This is a genomic window from uncultured Bacteroides sp., from assembly GCF_949298305.1.
Classification (GTDB): Bacteria; Bacteroidota; Bacteroidia; order Bacteroidales; family Bacteroidaceae; genus Bacteroides.
Genome location: NZ_CASFWU010000114.1, coordinates 1 through 13,094 on the forward strand (window position 1 = coordinate 1; position 13,094 = coordinate 13,094).

The window sequence follows — 13,094 nt, forward strand, 5'->3', positions numbered from 1 at the left end:
GAAATACGCAAACAAGTGGAAGCCTATTCCCGTTAATCAAACAATAACCATCAATAACAAGACTATATGGCAGAATCGAACTTTGTAGACTACGTGAAGATATATTGCCGCTCGGGCAAGGGCGGAAGAGGCTCCACACACATGCGGCGCGCCAAGTACGTGCCCAACGGCGGACCCGACGGCGGCGACGGCGGACGCGGCGGACACGTCATCCTGCGCGGCAACCGCAACTACTGGACATTGCTCCACCTGCGCTACAACCGCCACGTGCTGGCCGGACACGGCGAGTCGGGCTCCAAGAACCGCAGCTTCGGCAAGGACGGCGAGGACAAGGTGATTGAGGTGCCCTGCGGCACGGTGGTGTACAACGCCGAGACGGGCGAATACGTCTGCGACGTCACCGAGCACGGACAGGAAGTGGTGCTGCTGAAGGGCGGACGCGGCGGACTGGGCAACTGGCACTTCCGCACCCCCACCCGCCAGGCCCCGCGCTTTGCGCAGCCGGGCGAACCGATGCAGGAGATGACCGTCATCATGGAGTTGAAGCTGCTGGCCGACGTCGGCCTGGTCGGCTTCCCCAACGCGGGCAAGTCCACCCTGCTCTCGGCCCTCTCCTCGGCCAAGCCCAAGATTGCCAACTACCCCTTCACCACGCTGGAGCCCAACCTGGGCATCGTGCCCTACCGCGAGGGCAAGTCGTTCGTCATGGCGGACATACCCGGCATCATCGAGGGCGCCAGTGCGGGCAAGGGGCTGGGACTGCGTTTCCTGCGACACATCGAGCGCAACTCGCTGCTGCTCTTCATGGTGCCTGCCGACAGCGACGACATCCGCCGCGAATACGAGATACTGCTCAACGAACTGAAGACGTTCAACCCCGAGATGCTGGACAAGCAGCGCGTGCTGGCCATCACCAAGTGTGACATGCTGGACCAGGAGCTGATGGACGAAATAGAGCCTACCCTGCCCCAAGGCATCCCCCACGTGTTCATCTCGGCCATATCGGGCCTGGGCCTCAGCGTGCTGAAGGACATCCTCTGGGAAGAGCTGAACAAGGAGAGCAACAAGATTGAGGGCAAGATTGAGAGCATCGCCCACCGCGCCAAGCCCATCAGCTACCTGAAGGAAGAGCTGCAGGAGGAAGGCGAGGACGAAGACCTCAGCGTGGAATACGACGACGAGGAAGAGGAATCGCTGGAAGACCTGGAATGGGAATACGGCGAGGAAGACTGGGAGGAGGAACAGAAGTAACACCAACGGCACACAAGATGACACAGACTGAGCAGACAGCCACCGGTTTCTTCAGCATAAGGGCAGACCACCCGTTAGTAAGGAAAGAAGAAACCGGTGGTCATCCGTTTCATCTGTGTCATCTGCGTGCCATACCGTCACCAAGCCTATGAACACCGACCCCATCATCCGCTACACCGCCCTGCCGCCCGAAGTCACCGCCTTCAGCACCACCCGCCACGGCGGCGTCAGCACCGGCAGTTATGCCTCGCTGAACTGCACGCCCTACACGGGCGACGAAGCCGACAACGTCCGCCGCAACCAGGAATGGCTCGTGCAGGCCCTGCCCCACCGCCCGCAGGAACTCGTCATCCCCTGGCAGACACACGGCACGCAGGCACTCGTCATCGACGACAGCTACCTGCAGGCCGACGGGCCGACGCGCCACGAACGCCTGCAGGGTATCGACGCCCTCATCACCCGCCTGCCGCGCGTCTGCCTCTGCATCTCGACGGCAGACTGCATACCTGTCCTATTATACGACGCACGCCGTCGCGCCGCAGCCGCCGTCCATGCCGGCTGGCGCGGCACGGTGAACCGCATTGCCCGGCAGACGCTGGAACGGATGCAGGCCCTCTACGGCACGCGGGGCGAAGACGTATGGGCCGTCATCGGTCCCGGCATCTCACTCGCCGCTTTCGAGGTAGGCGAAGAGGTGTACGAAGCCTTCCGCACGGCCGGCTTCCGCATGGACTACATCGCCAGCTGGCACAACGACACCCACAAGCACCACATCGACCTGCCCGCTGCCAATGTGCTGCAACTGCTGGACTTCGGCGTGCCCGACCGTCAGATTACGCAGTGCGGCATCTGCACCTATACCCGCCACACCGACTTCTTCTCCGCCCGCCGGCTGGGCATACGGTCGGGCAGGATGCTGACGGGAATCATGATGAAAAGTGACGAGTGACAAGCTACGAGCTACAAATCTCGTCACTCGTAGCTTGTAGCTCGTAGCTTGTAGCTGATTATAAACTAAAAAACTTAAGCTCCATGTTCAACCTCACCGTATCCGAAGAACTGAAATCGCGCTGCCCCGAATACCGCGGGGCAGCAGTCTATGCCGAAGTGACCAACACGCCTTTCTGCGAAGGACTTTGGCTGGAAATCAATGCCTTTACCCAAGAACTGCGTGCTGCCGACAGCACGGACAGCATCAAGCTGCAACCCGCCATTGCCGCCACCCGCGAGGCGTACAAGCGTTGCGGCAAGGACCCCAGCCGCTACCGTCCCTCGGCCGAAGCCCTGCGCCGGCGCCTGCTACGCGGACTGGAACTTTACCGGATTGACACGCTGGTAGACCTCATCAACCTCGTCTCCCTGCGCACGGGTTACAGCATCGGAGGCTTCGATGCCGACAAGATACAGGGCACCGACCTCTGCTTGGGCATCGGGCGTGCCGACGAGCCTTTCGAGGGCATCGGCCGCGGCATGCTCAACATCGAAGGCCTGCCCGTCTATCGCGACGCCGCAGGAGGCATCGGCACCCCCACCAGCGACCACGAACGGACAAAGATGGACCTCGGCACCCGCCACATCCTGGCCATCATCAACGGCTACGACGGCGATGCGGCCCGCCTGCAACAAGCTGCCGAGATGACGCAAGAACTGCTGAGGAAATATGTCTCGTCAGACGGAGGCACCGTCCACCTGTTCGGATAACGGAGGCTTCCGCTCAAAAAGTCAGGCAAAACAGAAGAAGTGTCCAAACCTTTCACTAACTTTGCACTGAAAAGAGTTACAAGCTGATAACCTGATTAAAGAATGATAGAGAAACTGATTGTCCTCGAAGATATAGACCCCGTCATCTTTTACGGCGTGAACAACGCCAACATGCAGTTGATTAAAGCCCTGCATCCGAAGCTGCGCATCGTGGCGCGCGGCAATGTCATCAAGGTGCTGGGCGACGAAGAAGAGATGTGCGCCTTCGAGGAGAACATCGTCAAGCTGGAGAAATATTGTGCCGAATACAACTCGCTGAAGGAGGAGGCCATCATCGACATCATCAAGGGAAATGCCCCGCAAGCCGAGAAGAACGGCAACGTCATCGTGTTCAGCGTGACGGGCAAGCCCATCATCCCCCGCAGCGAAAACCAGCTGAAACTGGTGGAAGCGTTCCAGAAGAACGACATGGTATTTGCCATCGGTCCCGCCGGCTCGGGCAAGACCTACACCGCCATCGCACTGGCCGTGCGTGCCTTGAAGAACAAGGAAATCAAGAAAATCATCCTCAGCCGCCCCGCCGTGGAAGCAGGCGAGAAACTCGGCTTCCTGCCCGGCGACATGAAGGACAAGATAGACCCCTACCTGCAACCGCTCTACGACGCCCTGCAGGACATGATACCCGCCGCCAAGCTGAAGGAGTACATGGAGCTGAACATCATCCAGATTGCCCCGCTGGCCTTCATGCGCGGACGGACGCTGAACGACGCCGTCGTCATTCTGGACGAAGCGCAGAACACCACCTCGGCACAAATCAAGATGTTCCTCACCCGCATGGGCATGAACACGAAGATGATTGTCACGGGCGACATGACGCAGATAGACCTCCCCTCCTCGCAGACCTCCGGCCTCGTACAGGCGCTGAAGATACTGAAAGGGGTGAAGGGCATCAGCTTTATCGAGCTGAACAAGAAAGATATTGTGCGGCACAAGTTGGTAACACAGATTGTAGAGGCGTACGAGAAGTTTGAAAAAGAGCAGAAAGCGGAAAAAGAGAAAAGGAAGGAGGAAAAAATATGAAACGGTGCTTTTCTTTTCTAAAAAATTATTTAGCTACTAACAGACTACAATATATCAAAGGGCCTTTGTCTATTTTTGAACAAGACAATGATGATATCGATCAAATAGATAATTTCCCTGCAATTTATTTTTTTGTTAGTAGGAAACAACATTTTATTTTACCAACAGGAACTTCTCCCATAATTTATATTGGTAAATCTGATAAACTAAGAACAAGATTATTACAACATATTAATCATTATCATAATGATGATCCTAAAAACTATTGGTCTTACAGCCGATATAATTATATGCGAATGGAGGGAGGAACAGAGCTATATTATTTGCGAATTCAAGGAAAAGAAAATTCCAAAGCATTGGAAAGTAAAGTTTTAGAAAATTATTATGATAAATATAAAGCATTGCCTGTTGGAAATGGAGCTTTCTCTTATAGATAACTATGTATTAAAATGATATAATTATGAAACAAGCGTTAACTAAAACTGATTACAACTTTCCGGGACAAAAGAGCGTGTATCACGGAAAAGTACGCGACGTGTACAACATCAACGGCGAGAAGCTCGTCATGGTAGCAACCGACCGTATCTCGGCCTTCGACGTCATCCTGCCCAAAGGCATCCCCTTCAAGGGACAGATGCTGAACCAGATTGCCGCCAAGTTCCTCGATGCCACGACCGACATCTGCCCCAACTGGAAACTGGCTACGCCCGACCCGATGGTGACCGTCGGCGTCATGTGCGAAGGCTTCCCCGTAGAAATGATTGTGCGCGGCTACCTCTGCGGCTCGGCCTGGCGTGCCTACAAGAGCGGTGTGCGCGAAATCTGCGGCGTGCGTCTGCCCGAAGGCATGAAGGAAAACCAGAAGTTCCCCGAACCCATCATCACCCCGACCACCAAGGCCGAAATCGGCGAACACGATGCCGACATCTCCAAGGAAGAAATCCTGGCCAAGGGCCTGGCTACGCCTGAAGAATATGCCCTGCTGGAGAAGTACACACTGGCCCTCTTCCAACGCGGCACGGAGATTGCCGCCGAACGCGGCCTCATCCTCGTGGACACCAAGTACGAGTTCGGCAAGCACAACGGCCAAATCTACCTGATGGACGAAATCCACACGCCCGACTCCAGCCGCTACTTCTACAGCGAAGGATACGAAGAACGCTTTGCCAAAGGCGAACCGCAGAAGCAGCTCTCCAAGGAGTTTGTACGCGAATGGCTGATGGACAACGGCTTCCAGGGCAAGGAAGGCCAGCAGGTGCCTGAGATGACCGACGAAATCGTGACTTCCATCAGCGAACGCTACATCGAGCTGTACGAGCACATCACCGGCGAGAAGTTTGTACGCGAAGCTACGGAAGACGCGAAGCTACGGAAGACATCGCCGCCCGCATCGAGAAGAACGTAACAGAATACCTGAGCAAGTAAGCGCCAGACTTCTGTCGGCACACCGATAACACAGATTGGGACAGATTTTCACAGATTTATACTAAGCATTAGTAAAACATCATCTGTGATTATCTGTCCCAATCTGTTTGGGGCGTATCCTTCATTTCGGAAGGAAGCCCGTAAAAAATATATTTTTCATCCTCATTATCAGCGCTTAGGCCGTGCAAGCACCGCTCGCGGGCCATGCAAGCATCCACCACGGGCCGTGCAAGCATCCACCGCGGGCCGTGCAAGCGTCCATCCGACAAGGGACAAACACCTCTTTCAATCTCTCCGCAGGAGCCCCGAGGCACATGCTTATTCCAACAGCCATTCACCGCAACATCACCACGCGGCGCAGGATGAGTTTCTTGTACTGCCGCTTCATGTCGTCCGGCAGGAAGGAGTGGTCTATCAGCTCGAACCACTTGGGCAGGGCGCGGCTGAAGCGGCGCGAGAGGTTCTCGATGACTTTCTCGTCCACCCCCGAAGCCGTAATGGCCTTGTAGAAGTCGGCCTTGCGCAAGCGGTTCTTCTTCCCGTTGAGGGTGAGTGCCAGCTCCTCGGTGTCCTCGGGCATCACGAGGGTGGTGGACAGCATGTCATAGGCCGGCGTGAGCGTATATCGGCCCATGAGGTTGTAGAGCGAGAAGTTCTTGAGATGCATGTCGGCATTGCCCGTTATCCAGCAGAACACCACCACTTCCCAGAAGTTGATGACATCCAGCTGCGGGGCGGACGAGTAGCGGCGGATGAGTTTGGCTATCTGTTCGTAGGAGCCCTTGTACTTGTACTCCGTCAGCCGCTCGGACAGCTGGCACATGTCCTCCATGGCCACTTTGCGCCCGTCGGGCAAGCGGTCGATGCGGCGGGTGATGTAGCACAGCTCGCCGTCGCTGAAGCGTATCAGGCTATGGGGCACCACGCTGATTTTGGCCGCCTCGGCCAGGTGCATGGTGACATCCTCCAGCTCGGGCAGGGCACGGTAGGACTGCGTCTGCGGCTTCAGGATGAAGCGCCCCCACAGGCCCACGATGGTGAAGCGGTCGGGCTCGTTGCGTCCGCCGCGGTTAATGTCGAGCGAAAGCTTGGCCTGCACGCCGGTGAGGGTCGTCTGGCTGCGCACCACCTCGCGGGCCAGGTCGCCCAACTGGCTGCGCACGTAGGGCAGCTCGGGAGCCGTGCGGACTCCGAAGAATTTGCGGGCACAGGCCGGATGAAAGTCCTTCATCCCCTCGTCCAGTTCCTTGTAGCAATATAGGCAACGGTTCATGGCTTATCCTCCTCTGTTTCGTCGTCGGGTATCACGCTGACGGCACCGATGCAGTCCTTGCAGCAGGCCAGCAGGAGCGACATGCGGTCGCGCTGGTTGATTTTCCAGCTCCGTTCGGCAATGTCCAGCAGCCAGCCCTCGGGTATCAGCCCGTCGAAGAAGGGGAAGAGCACCGTGTCGCGATAGGGCTTCGCAGCCAGAGGCAGCGTCAGGCTGACCGCCGCCGCGTCGGGCTGTGCCAGGTAGGCGTCGTCGTAGGTAAAGGTGAAGCCGTCCTCGTCCTCCACCAGCCGGCCTGCCAGCCGGTCGTGCAGATATACCTTGGCCCGCTTCATGACCTACCCTCCCCTGCCTTTCCGTCCAGCTCCACCGGCCCCACCTGGCGGCCGAAGAGGCTGAGCACCTGGTTCACCTTGTCCATCCGCAGGGTCTGCTTGCCCTGCTCCAGGTCGCGTACAAAGCGCAACCCCACCCCCGACTTGTCGGCCAGGTCCACCTGGGTCAGTCCGAACTGCCGGCGCATCTCCTTTACAAAGTCTGCAATCACTGTATATGCCATAGTTTATACCCTTTCGGGTACAAATATAGCAAAACATCGGATAGATTATACCTTTTAGGGTATAAATTGCCGATAGCCATGAAAGATTATACCCACACGGGTATAGTAAGAAGCTAAAGGCGTGCATAAACAGGAATTTATACGACAAACAGTACACCGAACTACATATTTTTCTAACTTTGCGCAAAAGAATATACCAACAGATGGATTACCCACAGGAAAAAGTAATGCCTTACGGCAAGGAAGGAAAGAAGAGCGAACAGGTGGAGCAAATGTTCGACCACATCGCTCCCACCTACGACCAGTTGAACCATACCCTCTCGCTGGGCATCGACCGCAACTGGCGCCGGAAAGCCATTCATACGCTCCGGCCTTACCATCCGCAACAAATGCTGGACATCGCCACCGGCACCGGCGACTTTGCCATACTGGCCTGCCGCGAACTGCAGCCGCAATCGCTCATAGGCGCCGACATCTCGGAAGGGATGATGAACGTCGGACGCGAGAAGGTGCGCCAGGCAGGGCTGGCCGACCGCATCTCCTTCGCCCGCGAGGACTGCACGGCCCTCAGCTTTGCCGACTCCACCTTCGATGCGCTGACCGTGGCCTTCGGCATCCGCAATTTCGAGCACCTGGACATTGCCCTCGGCGAAATGTGCCGTGTGCTCCGCCCCGGAGGCCACCTGGTCATCCTTGAGCTCTCCACCCCCGACCGCTTCCCCATGAAGCAGTTGTTTGCCCTCTACTCCAAGATAGTGATGCCCCTCATCGGCAAACTCATATCCAAAGATAACAGCGCCTACACCTACCTGCCCGAAAGCATCCGCGCCTTCCCCCAAGGCGAAGTGATGCAGCAGGCCATCCGCAATGCCGGCTTCAGCCAGGTTTACTTCAAGCGGCTGACGTTCGGCATCTGTACCCTTTATGTTGCAACCAAATAATTAAACAGACGATTATGGACAAATACGGTTTAATAGGCTATCCGCTGAAGCACTCGTTCTCCATCGGATACTTCAACGAGAAATTCCAGTCGGAGAATATCGACGCCGAATACGTGAACTTCGAAATCCCACGCATCGAGGACTTCATGGAAGTGATTGAGGAGAACCCCAACCTGTGCGGACTGAACGTCACCATCCCCTATAAAGAAAAGGTAATCCCCTACCTGGACGAACTGAACAAGGACACCGCCAAGATAGGCGCGGTGAACGTCATCAAGATTATCCGCCAGCCCAAGGGGAAGGTGAAGCTCGTGGGCTACAACTCAGACATCATCGGCTTCACGCAGTCCATCGAACCCCTGCTGCAGCCCCACCACACCAAGGCCCTCATCCTGGGCACGGGCGGCGCGTCGAAGGCCGTCTTCCACGGCCTGGCCAACCTGGGCATAGAGAGCACCTTCGTGTCGCGCACCAAAAAGAACGACGAGGTGCTGACCTACGGCGAACTCACGCCCGAAGTGATGGAAGCACATACCATCATCGTGAACACCACGCCGCTGGGCATGTATCCCAAGGTGGACTACTGCCCCGACATCCCCTACCAGCTCCTGACACCAAACCATCTGCTCTACGATTTGTTATACAATCCGAACGAAACCCTCTTCATGAAGAAGGGCGCAGAGCAGGGAGCCACCGTGAAGAACGGCCTGGAGATGCTGCTGCTCCAGGCCTTTGCCGCATGGGAGATCTGGAACAAATAAACAAGGAATGAAGAAAACCGTCAAATACAGCCTTATAGCCGTCATGGCTGTGGCCGCAATCCTGCTGTGCGCAGGCTATTACATGCTGGGCTACGCATTAAAGCCCGCCGAACTGGTCAACCGCAGCCGCGACATCGAAGGCTCGCTGAAGTACATGGCCGAGACCTACCCCGATGTGGGCCGCTGGATGGACAGCCTGCAGACAGCAGGCGCCCTGCACGAACTCTACATCGAGAACGATGAGGGCACCCGCCTGCACGCCCTCTACGTCCCCGCCGCCGACAGCACCCGCCGCACGGCGGTCATCGTCCACGGCTACACGGACAACTCCATCCGCATGATGATGATCGGCTACCTGTACAGCCGCCGGCTGGGCTACAACATCCTCCTGCCCGACCTCTACGGACACGGGATGAGCGAAGGCACCGAGGTACAGATGGGCTGGAAAGACCGCCTCGACGTGCTGCGCTGGACGGAGGAGGCCAACCACCTCTTCGGCGGAAACACGCAGATGGTGGTACACGGCATCTCGATGGGCGCCGCCACCACCATGATGGTGTCCGGCGAGGTGGAGCACGGCAGCCACCAGCAGCCCTTCGTCAAGTGTTTTGTGGAAGACTGCGGCTACACCAGCGCCTGGGACGAGTTCCGCGGTGAGCTGAAGAACCAGTTCCACCTGCCCGCCTTCCCCCTGCTACACGTGGCCAGCGCCCTCTGCCGCTGGGAGTACGGCTGGGCCTTTGCCGAAGCCTCCGCCCTGGAGCAGGTCAGGAAATGCACCCTGCCCATGCTCTTCATCCACGGCGATGCCGACACCTTTGTGCCCACCTGGATGGTCTACCCCCTCTACGAAGCCAAGCCCCAACCCAAGGAGCTCTGGATAGTGCCCGGAGCCGAACACGCCGTGGCCTACAAGGAGAACCCCGAGGAGTACACCGCCCGCGTAGGCGGCTTTGTAAGCAAGTATATACACTAAATACCCATTCCTTCTACCACTAATTTTCTACAACCCAATTGGCAATCTACCCAATTTGTCCTATCTTCGCGGCAAATAGTTGACTTTTCTCTGACAAACCGACTACCGACATGAAAACCTACCTGCTCATCCCCCTGCTCTTGTGCCTGCTGCTACCCCTGCGGGCACAAAAGGCATATACACCCGACAACCTGCCTAAAGTGCACTTGCAGGACAAGACACGCTACGTCACCGACCCCGACGGCATACTCACCCCCGAGGCACGGACCAACATGGACCGCATGCTCTACCGGCTGGAGCAGCAGACGGGCATACAGACCGTAGTGGCCGTAGTGGCCAGCATCGGCGAGGCGGACTGCTTCGACTTCTGCCACGAACTGCTCAACTCGTGGGGCGTGGGCCAGAAGGGGAAGGACAACGGACTGGTCATCCTGCTCGTCACCGACCAGCGCTGCATCCAGTTCTATACCGGCTACGGCCTGGAGGGCGTCCTGCCCGACGCCATCTGCAAACGCATCCAGACGCGTGACATGATACCCTACCTGAAGGACGGACGCTGGAGCGAAGGCATGGAGGCCGGCGTGCGCGCCGCCTGTGCCCGCCTGGACGGCTCGATGTCCAACGACGCTCCGGACGACGAAGGAGACGACGGCGTGGCCAGCGTCCTCATGGCCCTCTTCGGCCTCGTGGCGATAGGCATCCTGCTGGCCGTGCTGGCCATGCACCACGCCAGCAAGTGTCCCCACTGCGGCAAGCACAAGCTGCAGCGCAGCTCGACCCACCTCGTGGCCCGACGCAACGGGGTCAGGACGGAAGACGTCACCTACACCTGCCGCAACTGCGGGCACCAGGTGGTGCGACGCCAGCAGTCCTACGACGAGAACTACCGCGGACGCGGCGGTGGAGGCGGCGGACCCGTCATCTTCGGCAGCGGAGGCGGCTTTGGCGGAGGATTCGGCGGAGGCAGCTTCGGCGGCGGAATGGGCGGCGGAGGAGGCGCAGGCTCGCGCTTCTGACACGGCCGCCACACCCCAAGACAGTAAACATTATCAATCCTAATAATCACAGAACGACATGAAGAAAGGAACCATCATCATCGTGGCCATCGTGGCCATCATCGCCATCTGGGCCGTCAGCGGCTACAACAGCCTCGTCAACATGGACGAGAACGTCAGCAACCAGTGGGCCAACGTAGAGACGCAGTACCAGCGCCGGGCCGACCTCATCCCCAATCTGGTGAACACCGTCAAGGGATATGCCGCCCACGAAAAGGAGACGCTGGAAGGCGTCATCGCCGCCCGCAGCCAGGCCACCCAAATCAAGGTAGACCCCACGGACCTGACGCCCGAGAAGCTGGCCGAATATCAGAAGGCACAAGGGCAGCTGGCCACCGCGCTGGGCCGCCTGCTGGCCATCACCGAAAACTACCCCGACCTGAAGGCCAACCAGAACTTCCTGGAGCTGCAAGCCCAGCTCGAGGGCACGGAGAACCGCATCAACGTGGCCCGCAAGAACTTCAACGACGCGGCCAAGGCCTACAACACCGCCATCCGCCGCTTCCCCAAGAACATGCTGGCCGGCATGTTCGGTTTTGACAAGCGTGCCTACTTCGAGGCAGCCGAGGGGGCCGAGCAGGCACCGCAGGTGCAGTTCTAAGTTTCTACTGCCCTCTGACACACAAATGACCGGCCTCCTTGCACACCACTGCAAGTGCCGGTTTTATTGTATGCAGGCTGCAGAGTTTCTGTACACAGGCTGCACTGTCGCTGCACACAGGCTACAGAGCTACTGCACGCAGGTTACAGTGTTACTGCAAACAGGCTTACAGTACCGCTGCAAGCAAGGATACAGTGACGCTGCAACCTCGTTGCAGTAAATGACTCACAAGCGAGGCGGGAGAACCGTCCCTGCATTTCACTTCATACCATCCCATTTCTCACGAATCCCTCCGACAATCATTCCCCCGCCATAAGGAGCAAAGATTCCTGCTGTACCAAAGAAGAAATAGGAAAATGCCAGCCACACAGTAGGCCGTCTGCCAAATAATTGCTACTTTTGCATATTCAATTGAACAAAAACTTATTATCTCATGAGCAGTAACCAACGATACATGATGCGCGGCGTAAGCGCATCGAAAGAAGACGTTCACAACGCCATCAAGAACATCGACAAGGGCATCTTCCCGCAGGCCTTCTGCAAGATTATCCCCGACATCCTGGGCGGCGACCCGGAGTATTGCAACATCATGCACGCCGACGGCGCAGGCACCAAGTCGTCGCTGGCCTACATGTACTGGAAGGAAACGGGCGACCTGTCCGTGTGGAAAGGCATTGCACAGGACGCACTCATCATGAACATCGACGACCTGCTCTGCGTAGGAGCAGTGGACAACATACTGGTCTCTTCGACCATCGGACGAAACAAACTGCTGGTGCCGGGCGAAGTCATCTCGGCCATCATCAACGGTACGGACGAACTGCTGGCCGAACTGCGTGAAATGGGCGTAGGCGTCTATGCCACAGGCGGCGAAACGGCCGACGTAGGCGATCTGGTACGTACCATCATCGTGGATTCTACCGTGACCTGCCGCATGAAGCGTAGCGATGTCATCAACAATGCCAACATCCGTCCGGGCGACGTCATCGTGGGCCTTGCCAGCTACGGACAGGCTACTTACGAGAAGGAATACAACGGCGGCATGGGCAGCAACGGCCTGACTTCGGCCCGTCACGATGTGTTTGCCAAATACCTGGCCGAGAAATATCCCGAGAGCTACGACAAGGCTGTGCCCGACGAACTGGTGTACAGCGGCAAGCTGAAGCTGACCGATGCCGTAGAAGGCAGTCCGCTGGATGCTGGCAAGCTCGTCCTCTCGCCCACCCGTACTTATGCGCCGGTAGTAAAGAAATTGCTCGATGCCCTACGCCCCGAAATCCACGGTATGGTACACTGCTCGGGCGGTGCGCAGACCAAAGTGCTGCACTTCGTAGGCGACAACTGCCGCGTCATCAAGGACAACCTCTTCCCTGTACCTCCCCTGTTCCGCACCATCAAGGAGCAGAGCGACACGGACTGGGCCGAGATGTACAAGGTATTCAACATGGGCCATCGTCTGGAAGTCTACCTC

At 57.5% G+C, this 13,094-nt stretch carries 14 protein-coding genes and 1 pseudogene; 12 read left to right on the plus strand and 3 right to left on the minus strand.

The window, feature by feature from the left end; translation table 11 throughout:
* Positions 1-66: 66 nt before the first annotated feature.
* The 6 genes and pseudogenes from obgE (at position 67) to Q1Y74_RS12570 (ending at position 5,457) form a co-directional block, all read left to right on the plus strand.
* Positions 67-1,251 (plus strand): GTPase ObgE, encoded by a 1,185-nt coding sequence (obgE, locus tag Q1Y74_RS12545; RefSeq protein WP_300814649.1) that lies wholly within the window; start codon positions 67-69, stop codon positions 1,249-1,251.
* A 148-nt stretch (positions 1,252-1,399) separates the two neighbouring features.
* Complete coding sequence (gene pgeF / locus Q1Y74_RS12550) at positions 1,400-2,200, plus strand: peptidoglycan editing factor PgeF (protein ID WP_300814650.1); 801 nt, start codon at positions 1,400-1,402, stop codon at positions 2,198-2,200.
* An 83-nt stretch (positions 2,201-2,283) separates the two neighbouring features.
* Entirely contained in the window at positions 2,284-2,952 is a 669-nt protein-coding gene (locus Q1Y74_RS12555) for a phenylalanine--tRNA ligase beta subunit-related protein (protein ID WP_300814651.1), read from the plus strand.
* Positions 2,953-3,054: 102 nt separating this feature from the next.
* Positions 3,055-4,032, plus strand: a complete 978-nt coding sequence (locus tag Q1Y74_RS12560; RefSeq protein WP_300814652.1) for a PhoH family protein — start codon at positions 3,055-3,057, stop codon at positions 4,030-4,032.
* Positions 4,029-4,469: a hypothetical protein gene (locus Q1Y74_RS12565; protein ID WP_300814653.1), complete on the plus strand. Its 441-nt coding sequence runs from the start codon at positions 4,029-4,031 to the stop codon at positions 4,467-4,469. Before Q1Y74_RS12560 ends, Q1Y74_RS12565 begins: the two co-directional genes overlap by 4 nt.
* 23 nt (positions 4,470-4,492) lie before the next feature.
* Positions 4,493-5,457, plus strand: a pseudogene (locus Q1Y74_RS12570) (phosphoribosylaminoimidazolesuccinocarboxamide synthase).
* A 334-nt stretch (positions 5,458-5,791) separates the two neighbouring features.
* Here the strand turns inward: Q1Y74_RS12570 and Q1Y74_RS12575 are convergent.
* From Q1Y74_RS12575 to Q1Y74_RS12585, 3 genes are read right to left on the minus strand one after another with little or no spacing between them, the layout of a single operon-like run.
* The gene (locus Q1Y74_RS12575; protein WP_300814654.1) at positions 5,792-6,730 is read right to left on the minus strand and encodes a HipA domain-containing protein; all 939 of its coding nucleotides are present in this window, start codon (positions 6,728-6,730) and stop codon (positions 5,792-5,794) included.
* Entirely contained in the window at positions 6,727-7,065 is a 339-nt protein-coding gene (locus tag Q1Y74_RS12580; RefSeq protein ID WP_300814655.1) for a HipA N-terminal domain-containing protein, read from the minus strand. Before Q1Y74_RS12580 ends, Q1Y74_RS12575 begins: the two co-directional genes overlap by 4 nt.
* Entirely contained in the window at positions 7,062-7,289 is a 228-nt protein-coding gene (locus Q1Y74_RS12585) for a helix-turn-helix transcriptional regulator (RefSeq protein WP_300814656.1), read from the minus strand. Before Q1Y74_RS12585 ends, Q1Y74_RS12580 begins: the two co-directional genes overlap by 4 nt.
* 203 nt (positions 7,290-7,492) lie before the next feature.
* On the opposite strand from Q1Y74_RS12585, the gene ubiE reads away from it, so the two are divergent.
* The 6 genes from ubiE to Q1Y74_RS12615 form a co-directional block, all read left to right on the plus strand.
* Positions 7,493-8,230 carry a bifunctional demethylmenaquinone methyltransferase/2-methoxy-6-polyprenyl-1,4-benzoquinol methylase UbiE gene (gene ubiE, locus Q1Y74_RS12590; protein WP_300814657.1) on the plus strand — a complete coding sequence of 246 codons (738 nt, stop codon included), beginning with the start codon at positions 7,493-7,495 and terminating at the stop codon, positions 8,228-8,230.
* A 14-nt stretch (positions 8,231-8,244) separates the two neighbouring features.
* Positions 8,245-8,991 carry a shikimate dehydrogenase gene (locus Q1Y74_RS12595; RefSeq protein WP_300814658.1) on the plus strand — a complete coding sequence of 249 codons (747 nt, stop codon included), beginning with the start codon at positions 8,245-8,247 and terminating at the stop codon, positions 8,989-8,991.
* A gap of 7 nt (positions 8,992-8,998) precedes the next feature.
* Positions 8,999-9,967: an alpha/beta hydrolase gene (locus Q1Y74_RS12600; protein WP_300814659.1), complete on the plus strand. Its 969-nt coding sequence runs from the start codon at positions 8,999-9,001 to the stop codon at positions 9,965-9,967.
* 110 nt (positions 9,968-10,077) lie between these two features.
* On the plus strand, positions 10,078-10,983 hold the full coding sequence (locus Q1Y74_RS12605; RefSeq protein WP_300814660.1) for a YgcG family protein: 906 nt from the start codon (positions 10,078-10,080) through the stop codon (positions 10,981-10,983).
* 58 nt (positions 10,984-11,041) lie between these two features.
* On the plus strand, positions 11,042-11,623 hold the full coding sequence (locus Q1Y74_RS12610; RefSeq protein WP_300814661.1) for a LemA family protein: 582 nt from the start codon (positions 11,042-11,044) through the stop codon (positions 11,621-11,623).
* A 454-nt stretch (positions 11,624-12,077) separates the two neighbouring features.
* A partial coding sequence (locus tag Q1Y74_RS12615) for an AIR synthase related protein (RefSeq protein ID WP_300814662.1) occupies positions 12,078-13,094 on the plus strand: 1,017 nt, incomplete at its 3' end.